The organism is Microbacterium cucumeris, from assembly GCF_058349845.2.
Window position 1 is genome coordinate 113138 of the sequence record NZ_JBYRIZ020000002.1, and the last position, 14372, is coordinate 127509.

Below are 14372 nucleotides of genomic sequence, written 5' to 3' on the forward strand. Positions count from 1 at the left end.
ATGGCATTCTCAGACACGACAGGGTACTGTTTATCCATTCGTTACCTTCGTCACCCGAAGACGCAGGTGTAAGCGCCCCCGAGCTTGACCGAAAGATCCCCGTTTTGCCCTTCGATACCCCTGAGGCTGAGAGTGCGCCCACGCGCCGCTCGAGCCGCCACCGCATCGCGGCTTCCGCGACCCCGGTGGATGAGGTGACAGCCGGTGAGATCCCCGTTCCGTCGTCCGCGGATGCCGTCAGCGTGCCGCTGTCGCGACGTGCGGCGCGCCGGCGTCCGACCGCGCCGGACGCGGCCCCGCAGAGCGGCGTCGACGCCCCGGCCATCGACCTCTCGCCGATGCCGGCCAGCAGCCGTCGAGCGCAGCGTGCGAACACTCCCCGCATCCCGGTCCCCGATGTTCCGGTCGAGGAGATCCTGGCGGATTCCGTCGTCATCGTCACGTCCGAGACCGCTCCGGTCGACGTGGCCGAGCACGACGATGCGATGACCGAGGCTCCCGTCGTCGTAGACGAGCCCGCGGCGCAGGCACCCGTCATCGAGGTCCCGGTCGCCGAGGCGGCTTCCGACGCTTCGGGCGCCTCCTCCGACGAAGATCCCTTCACCGCGGCATCCCAGATCTTCCGGACTCACACGGCGTCTGTCCCGGCGGCCGAGCGCGTCGAGCCCGCCGCCGATGAGGCTGCCGGTGCCGACGACGCCGAGCCCGCGACCGAGTCGCACGTCGTCCCGCGGCGCACGCGTCGCCCGAAGGCGCGCCGGATCGTCGCGGCCGGCGCGACCGTCGGCGTCATGGGGATCGCGGGTCTGCTCGCCGTGTCGATGACGCTTCCCGCCGAGGCTGTCGCCGCGGCACAGGGCGTCCAGGCGACGTCCGCGATGTCGCTGGTCACCTCAGCATCCGAGGTCGCCGGCGAGGCCTCCGACGAGGAGATCCAGGCCTTCGTGTCCTCCTCCGACGTGGCCGACCCGAACCTGCAGCGCAGCGAGGACTACTCGACGGTGTCCCTCGTGGACCTCGCCGCCGAGCAGGGCATCCAGTATTCCGACACGCTCTACACGAACGACCCCGAGGCCGCCATCCAGTGGCCGTTCGTGGTCGGCGTCGCGATGAGCTCCGGCTACGGACAGCGCTGGGGGCGTCTGCATGCCGGCATCGACCTCGTGCCGGGGAACGGCGCTCCGATCCAGGTCATCGCCGACGGCACCGTGCGCATCGCGACCGAGTCGGGCGGAGCCTACGGCGTGACCGTGTACGTCGATCACATCATCGACGGCGAGGTCGTGACGAGCCACTACGCGCACATGCAGTACGGCTCGCTGCGCGTCAAGGCCGGCGACAAGGTCAAGGTCGGCGACATCGTGGGACTGGTCGGCAACACCGGCCGCTCCTACGGCGCGCACCTGCATTTCGAGATCATCATCAACGGCTCGACGGTCAACCCGCTGCCGTGGATGCAGGAGAACGCCGGACGCCACGAGGGGGTCACCCCGGTTTCGTGAGAGGCCGGGAGATCTGGTATTCTCGTGTGGTTGCCTGAACAGGGCAGCAGCGCCCCGATAGCTCAGTGGCAGAGCACTTCCATGGTAAGGAAGGGGTCGTCAGTTCAATCCTGACTCGGGGCTCGCAGCATCCGCTTCTGGCGAGATGGATGCCGTGCGGCAGGGTAGCTCAGTTGGTGAGAGCGCACGACTCATAATCGTGAGGTCGCGGGTTCAAGCCCCGCTCCTGCTACAGAATGAAACCCCCGGTGATGCCGGGGGTTTTCTCGTCTCCGTGGCGCGAACGAGGCAGGCTTCGCGGATTCCGTCCGATCGTGGGTGATCCGTGGCGCGTCGATCCGTCTTGGGCCAGACTGATGCCGAGCAAAGGAGCTGAAGGATGACCCGACCGATCACGCTGTTCACCGGCCAGTGGGCCGATCTCCCGTTCGAAGAGGTCGCGCGCCTCGCCGGCGAGTGGGGCTACGACGGGCTCGAGGTCGCCTGCTGGGGCGATCACATCGACGTGTCCCGCTGGGATGACGACGCGTACGTGCAGTCGCGTCGCGACATCCTGGATCGCAACGGACTGAAGGTGTGGACGATCTCCAACCACCTCGCGGGGCAGGCCGTCTGCGATGACCCGATCGATGAACGGCACCGCGACATCCTGAGCGACCGGGTATGGGGCGACGGCGATCCCGAGGGCGTGCGCCGTCGTGCCGCCGAGGAGCTGAAGGACACCGCCCGGTTCGCCGCGAAGCTCGGCGTGACGACCGTGACCGGGTTCACCGGGTCGTCGATCTGGAAGGCCGTGGCGATGTTCCCGCCCGCCTCGGAGGAGTTCATCGCGGCGGGCTACCGGGATTTCGCCGACCGCTGGAACCCGATCCTCGACGTGTTCGAAGAGGTCGGCGTGCGCTTCGCGCTCGAGGTGCACCCGTCCGAGATCGCCTACGACTACTGGACGGCCAAGGCGACGCTGGAGGCGATCGGTCATCGAAAGAGCTTCGGGATCAACTTCGATCCGTCGCATTTCCTGTGGCAGCAGCTGGATCCGGTCGCGTTCGTCCTGGACTTCGCGGACCACATCTTCCACGTCCACGTGAAGGAGTCGATCACGAACCTCGACGGCCGCAACGGCGTGCTCGGATCCCACCTGCCCTGGGCGAATCCGCGCCGGGGCTGGACGTTCGTCTCGACCGCGCACGGGAAGGTGCGGTGGGAGCCGCTGTTCCGCGCGCTCAACGCGATCGGCTACGACGGGCCGACCTCGGTGGAGTGGGAGGACGCCGGCATGGACCGGCTGCAGGGCGCCCCGGAAGCGCTGGCGTTCGTGCGCAGGCTCAACGCCATAACGCCGCCGGATGCCGCGTTCGACGCGGCCTTCTCGACTCGAGCCGACTGAGACTCGAATGCGCCGGAAACCCGTCCTGACCGGCGGGTTTCCACATCGTTCGATGTCGGTGGCCCCCGTCATGATGGAGGCATGGAGAACAGTCCCGCAGCCATTCTCGATCAGGTCGCGACCGGCCTGCGCGAGCTGCTGAGCGGCGACGCGCTGGCGGGGCTGTCCGACGCCGAGCGGGCCGAGGTGCTGGCGGGTCTGGGGCAGCTGTCCCGGCTGACGGATGCCGCGATCATCGAGACGGTGGCGACCGCTGACGTGGACTTCGGGCATCGGTACGGATGCCGGGGCATGAATGAGATGCTGCAGCGAACGCTGCTCGCCGACGCTCCGACGGCGTCCCGGTTGACCCGCGCCGCGGCCCTCGTACGACGAGACGTGAATCTGCTGTCGGGAGAGCGGCTGCCGGCCCGGTGGACGGCGCTGCGTGAGGCGATGCTCGAGGGTGCGATCGGGGTGACGGGGCTGCTCGGCGCCACCGCGCCCTTCGAGCAGGCGGGAGACCGGATCGCTCTCGACGAGCGGATCTGGGCGGACGCGGTCCTGGCCTCGGCGGCCCGCGGTCGGCGGCCGGACACCGTCGACGTCGACGGGGGCGGCGCCGACACCGCCGACGTCGAGCCGTCGAGCGCGGACGACGAAGCGGGCCCGCCGGCGACGGCGGAGGACCTGCGGCAGTTCGCTCAGACGCTCGCGACCGTCCTCGACCCCGACGGTGCGGAGCCCACAGACTGCCAGGGGCAGGCGCGGCGCTTCCTGCGTCTCGGGCGGCTGACCAGGGGAACGCACCCGCTGAACGGGAACATCACGCCGGAGATGGCGGCGCAGCTGCAATTGATCTTCGACGCGTTCGACAACCCGAAGGTCGGCGGGGCGCCGGACCCGGGAGTGCTGTTCCGTCCCACGGACGACGAAGCCGAAGAACTCTCGGCCGGGGATCCGTTCGATTCCGATCCGCGGAACGTGATCGACCCGCGCACGCCCGGCCAGAAGCGGCACGACGCGCTCGCCGCTGCGCTGGGCATCGCGGCCCGTCATGAGGAGATGCCGTCTCTGGGCGGAGCCGCACCCACGCTCGTGGTGACGGTCGACGCGAAGAACCTCGCCTCCGGCGCGGGCTGGGCGACGATCGCCGGTTCCGAAGCACCCGTGCCGCTGCACGTGGCCGCGCACACGGCGTGTGCGGGCGCCATCCAGCGAGTGCTGTTCGATGAGGGCCGCATCATCGGGATCACGGTCAGCGATCGTGTGTTCACCGTCCACCAGCGCCGAGCGATCGTCGCCCGCGACAAGGAGTGCCTGATCCCCGGCTGTCACGTCCCCGCGACCTGGTGCGAGATCCATCACGTGACCGAGCATGCCCGTGGCGGGCCGACGCACACCGACAACGGCGTGCCGCTGTGCTGGTGGCATCATCGGTCCCTGGAGCACTCCGGCTGGGAGATCCGCATGAACGGCGGCGTCCCGCAGATCCGAGGCCCCGAATGGTGGGATCGGGAGCGGAGGTGGCGGACGCCGCGCCTCTCGGTGCCGACCGGACCGCCCCGAAGTAGGCTCCTGCGGACCTGACGGCATCCGTCCTGAGTAGAGTGCTGAGCATGTCAGCGACGAAGGTGTTGTTCATCGGCGGAACGGGGATCATCTCCTCCGAGGCGAGCGCTCTCGCAGCGCGACGCGGGATGGAGGTCACTCTGCTGAACCGCGGACGCTCCCGTCGAGCGCCCGCCGAAGGGGTGGAGGTGCTCACGGCCGACATCTCGGACGCCCGCGCCGTGGACGAAGCCCTCGCCGGGCGCGAGTTCGACGTCATCGCGGACATGATCGCATTCACCCCGGACCAGGTGCAGCACGACATCGATCGCTTCGAGGGGCGCACCGGACAGTACGTCTTCATCAGTTCGGCCTCCGCCTATCAGAAGCCGGTCGCCCGCCTGCCGATCACGGAGTCGACTCCGTTGCGCAATCCCTACTGGCAGTACTCGCGCGACAAGATCGCCTGCGAGGACCTGCTCGCCTCGGCCTACCGCGATCGCGGGTTCCCTGTGACGGTGCTGCGTCCGTCGCACACGTACGACCGGTGGACGATTCCGGCCTTCGTGGGCTGGACGGCGATCGACCGAATGCGGCGCGGCAAGGAGATCGTGGTGCACGGGGATGGCACGTCCCTGTGGACGCTCACGCACTCCCGCGACTTCGCCGTCGGGTTCGTCGGGCTGCTGGGCAATCCCCTGGCCATCGGGGACACGTTCCAGATCACGAGCGACTTCGTGTACACCTGGAACGAGATCTACACGATCCTGGGGCGGGCTGCGGGGGCGGAGCCGCGGTTGCGCCATGCGACCAGCGCGGCCATCGAACGAGCCCTCCCGGAGCGCGCCGGGCAGCTCACGGGCGACATGGCGCATTCCGTCGTGTTCGACAACACCAAGATCCGCCGCCTGGTGCCCGAGTTCGATCCGGTCATCGGCCTGCATGTCGCCGCGCGCGAGATCATCGAGTGGCACGACGCGCATCCCGAACTGCAGCGCGTCGATCCGGAGCTGGACGCGCTCTTCGATCGCCTGATCGACTGAGCGGGGGCCCGCGGAACCGGGCCCCCGAAGTCATCAGCGGAACGCCGCGGCGTTCTCCCGCGCCCACTGCGCGAACGTCCGCCCCGGCTGCCCGGTCAGGCGCGTCACGGTGTCCTGCACGACCTGACCGATCTCCGGCGGGTTCTTCGCCAGCTCGAGACCGAACTCGACATACTCCTCGTCGTATCCGTAGCCGCGCAACCGCTCGCGCTCTTCCTCCTCCGAGAGCTGCACCCACGTGACCTCCTCGTCGAGCGCATCGCCGATCCGGGATGCACGCTCGGCGGGCGTCAGCGCCTCGGGCCCGGTGAGGTAGTAGGTCCGGCCGTCGTGGTCGTCCTCGGTGAGAAGCACGACGGCGACGGCGGCGATGTCGGCCGGATGGACCATGGCGCTCGGCCAGGCCGCGAGCGTGCGGACCTGCCGGGTCTTGGCGATCTCCGGCGCCCATTCGAGCGCGTTCGTCATGAACTCGACCGGTGCGAGCTGCGCCCAGGGGATGCTCGCTGCGCGCAGCGCCGGCTCGAGCGTGCTCTCGTCCCAGCCGCCGAGGACGCTGATGCGTCGGATGCCGGCCGCCTCGGCGAGCTCGACCAGTTCCGGTCCGTTCTGCAGCGTCGCGCCGAAGGCGCCGTCGAAGGTGATGAAGTGCACCGCATCGCAGCCTTCCATCGCGGAGCGCATGCTCTCGAGGTCCGTCAGGTCGCCGCGCACGGCATCGACGTCGCGGGGGAGCCGGGCCCGGGCGGGGTCACGGGTCAGTGCCCGCACCCGCTCGCCGCGTTCCACCAGCTGATCCACGATGTGCCTGCCGACACTGCCCGTCGCCCCGGTGACCAGAATCGTCATGAGAATCGACCTTTCGTTCGTCGTGACGCCCAGTCTCGCGGGTTATCCGGACAGATATTGTCCGGATAACCCGCATCCGCGGAAGATCGCCAGGGGTGCCCCGTCAGGCGAGAGCGCGCAGGCCGTCGACCAGCGGCGTCGTCGGGCGACCGATCAGCCGCGCGAGCGTGCCGTCCGTGTCCGCCAGAGCGCCGTCGCGGATGCCGGCGTCCAAAGCGGTGACGAACCCGATCGTCCCGGCATCCAGGCCCGCGGCCTCGAGCGCGGCGGCGTGCTCCTCCGTGCTCAGTGGCGTGTAGACGACCGGACGCCCGACCACCTCCGAGATCGCCGCAGCGAGGTCGGCATACGTCCAGGCGATGTCGCCGCCCAGTTCGTACACCTCTCCGATGTGGCCGTCCTCCTGAAGCACGACGGCAGCGGCCTCGGCGAAGTCCCTGCGGCCGGCCGACGCGACCCGGCCGTCCCCGACGCTCGCCGCGAGGACACCGGTCGAGGCTGCACGCGCGAGGTCTGCGGCGTAGTTCTCGGTGTACCAGTTGTTCCGCAGGATCACGGCGGGAACACCCGAGGCGGCGATGAGCTCCTCGGTGGCCTTGTGCTCCGGAGCGAGGACGAGATCGCTCGTCGTCGCCTTCGGCGCGCTCGTGTACACGAGCTGCGAGACCCCGGCCGCGCGCGCGGCATCGATCACGGCCCGGTGCTGAGGGACGCGCTGCCCGACGTCCGAGCCCGAGATCAGCAGCACGCGATCGACCCCGTCGAGTGCGGCCGTCACGGTCTCCGGTCGGTCGTAGTCCAGCTCGACGACGCGCACGCCGCGAGCCTCGAGATCGGCCGCTCTGGCGATGTCGCGCGCCCCGGCGACGATCGCCGCGGGGTCGGCCCCGCGCTCGAGGAGGCTGTCGATGACGAGGCGGCCGAGCTGTCCGGTCGCGCCGGTGACGAGAATGGTCATGGGTGTCCTTTCATCGGTGACATCAAGCCCAACTCGACGGCGATCTCGATGCATTCCCGAACACGGGTACCCACTTTGACGTAAGGTACCCACATGACGGTGAGTTTTGCGCAGATCAAGGCCTCGGTTCCCGGCGCCTTCGAGGAGGGCTGCAGCACGCGGGTCGTGCTCGACCATGTCATGAGCAAGTGGGGCGTGCTGGTGCTGTCGGCCCTGTCCGAGGGGACGCTGCGCTGGGGAGAACTTCGCCGGACCGTGGCGGGCATCAGCGAGAAGATGCTGGCGTCGACGCTGCGCACGCTCGCCGACGACGGGCTGGTGCATCGGGAGTCGTTCCCCACGGTGCCGCCGCACGTCGAGTACAGCCTCACGCCGCTGGGGGAGGACCTGATGGCGCGCCTGCTCCCCCTGGTGGAATGGGTCGCCGACAACTCCGAACGGATGCTCGCACGATCCTGAACGTCCGGGCGCGGCTGCGCCCCGCGGATAGGCTGGCCGAGTGAGAATCCGCCTGGACATCGCCTACGACGGCACCCATTTCCGCGGGTGGGCCAAGCAGCCGGGGCTGCGCACCGTGCAGGGCACGCTGGAGGCGGCGCTGGCGCGCATCGTCGGCTCCGAGGTCCAGTTCGTCGTCGCGGGCCGCACAGATGCCGGGGTCCACGCCAGCGGGCAGGTCGCTCACGTCGACCTCGACGACGCGCAATGGGCGCGCATCGAGGCACGGCACGGCCGGGCCGCGCACGATCCCGCGGGATCGATCGCCGGGCGCATGCGCGGCGTGCTCGGGGCATACCCGGATGTCACGGTCACGTCCTCCGCGCTCGCCCCGGACGGCTTCGACGCCCGCTTCTCCGCCGTCTGGCGTCGATACCGCTATCGCCTGGCGGACGACGTCGCGGGCTTCGACCCGTTGCGCCGCGCCGACACGACGAGCATCCGGGGGAGCCTGGATGCCGAGGCGATGGATGCCGCGGCGCAGACCCTCATCGGCCTGCACGACTTCGCCGCCTACTGCAAGGCACGCGAGGAGGCGACGACCATCCGCACGCTGCTCGACTACCGCTGGCGACGGGACGAGCAGGGCGTGCTCGTGGCCGAGGTCAAGGCGGACGCGTTCTGCCACAGCATGGTGCGGGCGCTCGTGGGGGCGTGCGCAGCCGTGGGGGAGGGGCGGCTCGACGTCGAGGACCTCGCCGTGCTCCGGGATGCTCGTACCCGCACCAGCGAGTTCAAGGTGCTGGCGGCGCGCGGACTCGTCCTCACCGAGGTCGGGTATCCCAGCGACGACCTGCTCGCGGCACGGGCCGAGCAGACCAGGGCGCGGCGCGACCGGGACGGCTCGGTGCGGTCCGACGACGAGTGAGCCGTTCCCCGGCCGGTCGCCGGATCGACACCTGGCGCACAGTCGGAAGGTCTAGCGTGAGAGGGGATGAAGGTCATCTCCTACAACCTGCGCAAGCACCGCGCCGCCGGCGAACTCGATGCGCTCGTCGACGAGCACGGCGCGGACATCCTGTGCCTGCAGGAGTGCGACGTCGCAGCTCTCCCGGACCGGGTCGGAGATCTCGTGCTCGCCCAGGCGACGCAGGGCAACCGCCTGGGCCTGGCCGTCTTCTACCGGGAGAACACCTTTCGCCTCCACTCGCTGCGGGCGATCGAGTTGAAGAAGTCGCTGCACGACCGGATGCTCAAGCCGGCCCACGAGCGGGTGCTCGCCGTGCGGCTGCATGACATCGACGACGGGCGGGAGATGATCGTGGCGTCGTTCCACGCCGCACCGCTCACCGCCCTGAACTCGCTGCGGCGCACGCAGATCCGAAGCGCGCTGACCGAGCTCGAGGCGTTCGGCCCCGGCATCCCGATCCTCATGGTGGGGGACTACAACTATCCGGTCTTCAAGGAGAACCTGGGCCAGACCGTGCGCGACCACGGGTACACGCTGACGCTCTCGGACGAGCGCACCTACACGCGCTATCGCGTCTTCAAGGGGCACTACGACTTCGCCACCTCCGAGGGGTTCGACATCGACAGCATCCGCACCCTGCCTCAGCGCGCGAGCGACCACCGCCCGATCCTCATCACCGCGCAGCTGTCCTGAGGGACGAGGTGTCAAGTTGGGCAAAGCCGCCCTGATGGCGTAAGCTAACCCTTTGGTGCCCGACTGCGGTACCGCGAACGTGAGCCCTCCACTGGCGTGTTCTCCTTCCTCGAAGGCGGAACCACCCCGGAGTGGGATTCACGAACTCCTCCGTTCGAACAAGAAAGCAGCACTATCGTGACGCGCACTTACACCCCGAAGGCCGGGCAGGTCCAGCGTGACTGGGTCGTCATCGACGCCACCGACGTCGTTCTCGGTCGTCTCGCCTCGCACGCCGCAGCGCTCCTGCGCGGCAAGCACAAGGCGACCTTCGCCAACCACATCGACTCGGGTGACTTCGTCATCATCGTGAACGCCGACAAGGTCGCGCTCACGGGTCAGAAGCTCCAGAAGAAGATGGCCTACCGCCACTCGGGCTACCCGGGCGGCCTCAAGGCCGTCTCGTACGCCGAGCTGCTCGAGAAGAACCCCGTCCGCGCCGTCGAGAAGGCCGTCCGCGGGATGCTCCCGAAGAACAGCCTCGGGCGCCAGCAGCTGGGCAAGCTGAAGGTCTACGCCGGTGCCGAGCACCCGCACGCCGCTCAGAAGCCCCAGACGTACACCCTCGACCAGGTCGCCCAGTAAGCGCCGCAACGAAAAGGACATACTCGTGGCTGACATCCAGGACTCCACCGAATTCCCTCAGAACTACTCGACCGCGACGCCTGAGACCGAGGTTGCGGAGGCGGCTCCCCGTCCCGTGCTGAGCGTCCCCGGCGCCGCCGTCGGCCGCCGCAAGCAGGCCATCGCCCGCGTGCGCCTCGTCCCCGGCTCGGGAACGATCACGGTCAACGGCCGCACGATCGAGGACTACTTCCCGAACAAGCTGCACCAGCAGCTGATCAACGACCCGTTCACGGTCCTGAACCTCGCCGGTTCCTACGACGTGATCGCCCGCATCTCCGGCGGCGGCCCCTCGGGCCAGGCCGGTGCGCTGCGCCTCGGCATCGCCCGTGCGCTGAACGGCATCGACGTCGAGAACAACCGTCCGACCCTGAAGAAGGCCGGCTTCCTCTCGCGCGACGCTCGCGTCAAGGAGCGCAAGAAGGCCGGTCTCAAGAAGGCCCGCAAGGCGCCTCAGTACTCGAAGCGCTAAGCCGCACAGCCCTTCATGGCACTGTTCGGCACGGACGGCGTGCGAGGTCTTGCCAACGGCATCCTCACCGCCGACCTGGCGCTCTCCCTGGCCCAGGCGACTGCAGTCGTCCTGGGCCAGGGCCGTACCGCCGAGGCGCGCAAGGCGCAGGGCAAGCGGCTCACCGCCGTCGTCGCCCGCGACCCGCGCATCTCCGGCGAGTTCCTGGCCGCCGCCGTCTCGGCCGGCCTGGCCTCCTCCGGTGTCGACGTCTTCGACGCCGGAGTGATCCCGACCCCCGCGCTGGCGTTCCTCGTCGCCGACCGCGACGCCGACTTCGGCGTGATGGTGTCGGCCTCGCACAACCCCGCGCCCGACAACGGCATCAAGATCTTCGCCCGCGGTGGCGTGAAGCTCCCCGACATCGTCGAGCAGCGCATCGAGGCCGCCATGACCGGAGACAAGCTGCTGCCGACCGGAGAATCCGTCGGCCGCATCCAGCGGTTCTCCGACGCCGAGGACCGCTACGTCGTCCACCTGCTCGGCTCCCTGCCGCACCGCCTCGACGGCATCCACGTGGTCCTGGACTGCGCGCACGGCGCGGCATCCGGGGTCTCGCCCGAGACGTTCCGGGATGCCGGGGCCGAGGTGACCGTCATCGGAGCCGATCCGGACGGCATCAACATCAACGACGGGGTCGGATCGACGCATCTCGACCAGCTCGCCGAGGCCGTCGTGCGCCTGGGCGCCGACGTCGGCATCGCCCACGACGGCGACGCGGACCGCTGCCTCGCGGTGGACGCCGCCGGCAACGTCGTCGACGGCGACCAGATCATGGCGATCCTCGCGATCGCCATGAAGGAGCGCGGAGTCCTCACCGATGACACCCTCGTGGCGACCGTCATGAGCAACCTCGGGCTGCACATCGCGATGCGCGAGCACGGCATCACCGTCCGCCAGACCGCGGTCGGCGACCGGTACGTGCTCGAGGACATGAACGCCAACGGCTTCGCGTTGGGCGGCGAGCAGTCCGGTCACGTCATCATGAGCGAGTACGCCACCACCGGAGACGGCCTGCTCACCGGTCTGCACCTCGTCGCCGAGATGGCGCGCCAGCAGAAGTCGCTCGCCGAGCTCGCGAGCGTCATGACGGTGTACCCGCAGGTGCTGATCAACGTGCGCGGCGTCGACAAGGACCGCGTCGCCGACGACCAGGGCGTGCAGGATGCCGTCCGCACCGTCGAGCAGGCGCTGGGCGACTCCGGGCGCGTGCTGCTGCGCAAGTCCGGCACCGAGCCGCTCGTGCGCGTCATGGTCGAGGCCGCGGACGCGGAATCGGCGAAGACCTTCGGGCAGCAGCTCGCAGACGTCGTCTCGCAGCGCCTGGCGCTCTGAGACGCCGGGCTGATCGAGCCTCATCCCTTCACAGGAGCGCTCACGCCTCGACGGAGGCGCGGGCGCTCCGCGGCCTCCGCACGACCGCGGCAGCAACCCGTCCGGCCGCCGTCCCGAGCGTGTTGGCGACGACATCCGACACGGTCGGGAAGCGGCTCGGGAGCAGGATCTGCACGAGCTCGATCGTCGTGCTCGTCGCGCACCCGAGCAGGATCACCTGCCACCATCGCAGTGCGGGGAAGCTCAGCATGACCAGCGCGCCGAACGGCACGAACAGCACGACGTTGGCAAGGAACTCGAGCACCGGATAGCCGATCTCGAACGGCAGCCCCCACGCGGCCAGCAGCCGCGCCGCCGTCTCCACGATCCCGGTGGCCTTCTCGGCATCCTCACCCGGCAGCCACACGACGAGCGCGAGCGCGAAAAGGTACGGCACGAGCAGCACACGGGCGACCACTGCGCGCCGCGGCCGGGGCGGAGGAGCATCCATCCGGGACAGCGTACCTGCGCTCAGATACCGGTGCCGCTCCAGCTCAGCGACTCGATGTAGCGCAGCAGCACGCCCTCGCGCAGCGCCCAGGGCGAGACCTCGAGCTCCTGGACGTCCAGCATCGTCATCGCGGTGTGCAGGGACACGGCCGCCGCGACGATCTGGAACGTGCGATCGGGCGTGATGCCGGGCAGTTCCTGGCGGGCGGACGCCGGCAGCCGCGCGAGACGGGGGATCCAGGAGCCGAGGGCGTCGTGGGGGAGCAGCATCCGATCGATGCCCGACCAGCCGGGAACCGGGTACCCGACGAGGCGGGCGAGGGAGCGGATGGCCTTGGACGACCCGACGACGTGATCGGGCCGCGGCAACGCGCGGAAGGCCGGCGTCACCGAAGAGAGCACGGTCGTGGCATGCGCGCGCAGCCGTTCGACGGCGTCCTCGCCCGGCGGATCGTCGGGCAGGAACTCGACCGTCATGCGCCCGGCCCCCAGCGGGACGGATGCCGCGGCCTCCGGGATCTCGTCCGCTCCCGCCGCGATCTCCAGCGAACCGCCGCCGATGTCGAGCAGCAGCAGCTGACCCGCCGACCAGCCGAACCACCGGCGGACGGCGAGGAACGTCAGCTCCGCCTCGGTCTCGCCGTCCAGCACCTGCAGCGGCTGACCGAGCGCGGCTTCGATCCGCGCGATGACCTCGACGCCGTTCGTCGCCTCGCGGACCGCGCTGGTCGCGGTCGCGAGCAGGGCGTCGACGTTCTCGGAAGCGGCCACGGTCCTGGCGCGCGTGACCGCGTCCTCGAGCGCGCGCACGCCCTCGTCGGAGATCGCACCATCGGGGGTCAGGAAGCGCATGAGGCGCAGCACGGTCCGGTCGCTGGTCGTCGCCAGCGGCCGCCCGCCGGGGCGGACATCGGCTGCGAGCAGGTGGACGGTGTTCGATCCGATGTCGATGACTCCCAGGCGCACGGAGAAATCGTACCGGCGGCGCGGGTCCCTAGACGCGCGCGGCGAGCCAGCGCGCCTGGCGCACCCACTGCGCGATCTGCCCGCCCTCGTGGCCGTTGAACAGGTACGGCTCGATCTCGGCATCCGTCGAGGCGAGGTGGTTGTAGGCGGCGTACACGCTCGAGGGCAGCACGATGCCGTCCATGAGGGCGGCCGAGAACAGCGCGGGCTGGTGGATCCGGCGCGCGAAGTTCACACCGTCGAAGTACGACAGCGTCTCGAACACCTGAGCCACGCGGTCGCGGTGCACCGCGAGGTAGCGCTCGATCTCGGCGTACGGATGATCGGGGGTCCGCTCGACCGACCGGCGGAAGAAGCAGAGGAACGGCACGTCCGGCATGACGGCGAACACGTCGGGATGCAGGGCGCCGGCGGCGATCGAGATCCCGCCGCCCTGGCTCGCGCCGGTGACCGACACCCGGTCGGGGCGCACGAACGGCAGCTCGCGCGTCGTGTCCACGGCACGGACGGCATCCGTGAACAGCCGGCGGTAGTAGTACGTCTCCGGGGACTCGATGCCGCGGGTCATGAAGCCGGTCGCGGCGGAGGCCGAGCCGTGCGGGTCCGGGGTGTCTCCGCCGGATCCCCAGTTCGCTCCCTGGCCGCGCGTGTCCATGAGCACGTGCACGTATCCTGCCGAGGCCCACTGCAGGCGCTCACCGGGGATGCCGCGGCCGCCGCCGTATCCGATGTACTCGACGATCGCCGGAAGCGGCTCCTCGGTGCGCGGCCGTGTGACCCACGCGCGGATCGGGTCGCCGCCGAAGCCGCTGAACTCGAGGTCCTCGACGACGAGCTGATTCACCGGAGTGTCGGCCGGCCGCAGGGTCGCGGGAGCCGCCGCCTCGCGGGCCTCGCCGAGGGTGCGCTGCCAGAACGCGTCGAAGTCCGCGGGTTCATCGACGTCGGGACGGAAGACCTCGAGCTCGTCGAGGGGGAGATCGGTCAGAGCCACGGCAACACGGTAGCGGTTCGATCCCGGGTTGTCGAAACGCTTCC

The 14372-nt window shown here is 69.8% G+C and carries 15 protein-coding genes and 2 tRNA genes; 12 read left to right on the plus strand and 5 right to left on the minus strand.

Features of this window, described 5'->3' with window-relative positions; genetic code table 11:
• Positions 1-185: 185 nt before the first annotated feature.
• The 6 genes from AC3RXZ_RS07145 (at position 186) to AC3RXZ_RS07170 (ending at position 5462) form a co-directional block, all read left to right on the plus strand.
• Entirely contained in the window at positions 186-1502 is a 1317-nt protein-coding gene (locus AC3RXZ_RS07145) for a M23 family metallopeptidase (protein ID WP_491493570.1), read from the plus strand.
• A gap of 51 nt (positions 1503-1553) precedes the next feature.
• A tRNA-Thr gene (locus AC3RXZ_RS07150) sits at positions 1554-1625 on the plus strand.
• A gap of 35 nt (positions 1626-1660) precedes the next feature.
• Positions 1661-1734: transfer RNA gene (locus AC3RXZ_RS07155), tRNA-Met, on the plus strand.
• A gap of 147 nt (positions 1735-1881) precedes the next feature.
• Complete coding sequence (locus AC3RXZ_RS07160) at positions 1882-2889, plus strand: sugar phosphate isomerase/epimerase family protein (RefSeq protein WP_491493571.1); 1008 nt, start codon at positions 1882-1884, stop codon at positions 2887-2889.
• A gap of 81 nt (positions 2890-2970) precedes the next feature.
• Positions 2971-4458 carry an HNH endonuclease signature motif containing protein gene (locus AC3RXZ_RS07165; protein WP_491493572.1) on the plus strand — a complete coding sequence of 496 codons (1488 nt, stop codon included), beginning with the start codon at positions 2971-2973 and terminating at the stop codon, positions 4456-4458.
• A 29-nt stretch (positions 4459-4487) separates the two neighbouring features.
• On the plus strand, positions 4488-5462 hold the full coding sequence (locus tag AC3RXZ_RS07170; RefSeq protein ID WP_491493573.1) for an SDR family oxidoreductase: 975 nt from the start codon (positions 4488-4490) through the stop codon (positions 5460-5462).
• 33 nt (positions 5463-5495) lie between these two features.
• Here AC3RXZ_RS07170 and AC3RXZ_RS07175 read toward each other — a convergent pair whose 3' ends face one another.
• Positions 5496-6311, minus strand: coding sequence for an SDR family oxidoreductase (locus AC3RXZ_RS07175; protein ID WP_491493574.1), 816 nt, complete (start codon positions 6309-6311; stop codon positions 5496-5498).
• 103 nt (positions 6312-6414) lie between these two features.
• Positions 6415-7269 carry an SDR family oxidoreductase gene (locus AC3RXZ_RS07180; protein WP_243230217.1) on the minus strand — a complete coding sequence of 285 codons (855 nt, stop codon included), beginning with the start codon at positions 7267-7269 and terminating at the stop codon, positions 6415-6417.
• A 93-nt stretch (positions 7270-7362) separates the two neighbouring features.
• On the opposite strand from AC3RXZ_RS07180, the gene AC3RXZ_RS07185 reads away from it, so the two are divergent.
• The 6 genes from AC3RXZ_RS07185 (at position 7363) to glmM (ending at position 11879) form a co-directional block, all read left to right on the plus strand.
• Positions 7363-7728: a winged helix-turn-helix transcriptional regulator gene (locus AC3RXZ_RS07185; protein WP_491493575.1), complete on the plus strand. Its 366-nt coding sequence runs from the start codon at positions 7363-7365 to the stop codon at positions 7726-7728.
• A 40-nt stretch (positions 7729-7768) separates the two neighbouring features.
• Positions 7769-8635 carry a tRNA pseudouridine(38-40) synthase TruA gene (gene truA, locus AC3RXZ_RS07190; protein WP_491493576.1) on the plus strand — a complete coding sequence of 289 codons (867 nt, stop codon included), beginning with the start codon at positions 7769-7771 and terminating at the stop codon, positions 8633-8635.
• A 66-nt stretch (positions 8636-8701) separates the two neighbouring features.
• Positions 8702-9370, plus strand: a complete 669-nt coding sequence (locus AC3RXZ_RS07195) for an endonuclease/exonuclease/phosphatase family protein (protein ID WP_243230230.1) — start codon at positions 8702-8704, stop codon at positions 9368-9370.
• Between the two features lie 177 nt (positions 9371-9547).
• A complete protein-coding gene (rplM, locus tag AC3RXZ_RS07200; protein WP_243230238.1) occupies positions 9548-9994 on the plus strand; it encodes a 50S ribosomal protein L13 in 447 nt (148 codons plus the stop codon).
• A 25-nt stretch (positions 9995-10019) separates the two neighbouring features.
• Complete coding sequence (gene rpsI / locus AC3RXZ_RS07205) at positions 10020-10505, plus strand: 30S ribosomal protein S9 (RefSeq protein WP_243230247.1); 486 nt, start codon at positions 10020-10022, stop codon at positions 10503-10505.
• Positions 10506-10520: 15 nt separating this feature from the next.
• Positions 10521-11879 carry a phosphoglucosamine mutase gene (gene glmM, locus AC3RXZ_RS07210; protein WP_491493577.1) on the plus strand — a complete coding sequence of 453 codons (1359 nt, stop codon included), beginning with the start codon at positions 10521-10523 and terminating at the stop codon, positions 11877-11879.
• 40 nt (positions 11880-11919) lie between these two features.
• Here the strand turns inward: glmM and AC3RXZ_RS07215 are convergent, their stop codons facing one another.
• From AC3RXZ_RS07215 to AC3RXZ_RS07225, 3 genes are read right to left on the minus strand one after another with little or no spacing between them, the layout of a single operon-like run.
• Positions 11920-12369: a VanZ family protein gene (locus AC3RXZ_RS07215; protein ID WP_491493578.1), complete on the minus strand. Its 450-nt coding sequence runs from the start codon at positions 12367-12369 to the stop codon at positions 11920-11922.
• 20 nt (positions 12370-12389) lie between these two features.
• A complete protein-coding gene (locus AC3RXZ_RS07220) occupies positions 12390-13334 on the minus strand; it encodes a Ppx/GppA phosphatase family protein (protein ID WP_491493579.1) in 945 nt (314 codons plus the stop codon).
• A gap of 28 nt (positions 13335-13362) precedes the next feature.
• Entirely contained in the window at positions 13363-14328 is a 966-nt protein-coding gene (locus AC3RXZ_RS07225) for an acetylxylan esterase (protein ID WP_491493580.1), read from the minus strand.
• Between the last annotated feature and the right edge of the window lie 44 nt (positions 14329-14372).

Excerpts from the sequence above, each read along its gene's own strand:
- AC3RXZ_RS07185 (WP_491493575.1), top strand. The coding sequence starts at position 7,363 with ATGACGGTGAGTTTTGCGCAGATCAAGGCCTCGGTTCCCGGCGCCTTC.
- glmM (WP_491493577.1), top strand. The coding sequence starts at position 10,521 with ATGGCACTGTTCGGCACGGACGGCGTGCGAGGTCTTGCCAACGGCATC.
- AC3RXZ_RS07180 (WP_243230217.1), bottom strand. The coding sequence starts at position 7,269 with ATGACCATTCTCGTCACCGGCGCGACCGGACAGCTCGGCCGCCTCGTC.
- AC3RXZ_RS07160 (WP_491493571.1), top strand. The coding sequence starts at position 1,882 with ATGACCCGACCGATCACGCTGTTCACCGGCCAGTGGGCCGATCTCCCG.
- AC3RXZ_RS07215 (WP_491493578.1), bottom strand. The coding sequence starts at position 12,369 with ATGGATGCTCCTCCGCCCCGGCCGCGGCGCGCAGTGGTCGCCCGTGTG.
- AC3RXZ_RS07165 (WP_491493572.1), top strand. The coding sequence starts at position 2,971 with ATGGAGAACAGTCCCGCAGCCATTCTCGATCAGGTCGCGACCGGCCTG.
- AC3RXZ_RS07170 (WP_491493573.1), top strand. The coding sequence starts at position 4,488 with ATGTCAGCGACGAAGGTGTTGTTCATCGGCGGAACGGGGATCATCTCC.
- AC3RXZ_RS07175 (WP_491493574.1), bottom strand. The coding sequence starts at position 6,311 with ATGACGATTCTGGTCACCGGGGCGACGGGCAGTGTCGGCAGGCACATC.
- AC3RXZ_RS07195 (WP_243230230.1), top strand. The coding sequence starts at position 8,702 with ATGAAGGTCATCTCCTACAACCTGCGCAAGCACCGCGCCGCCGGCGAA.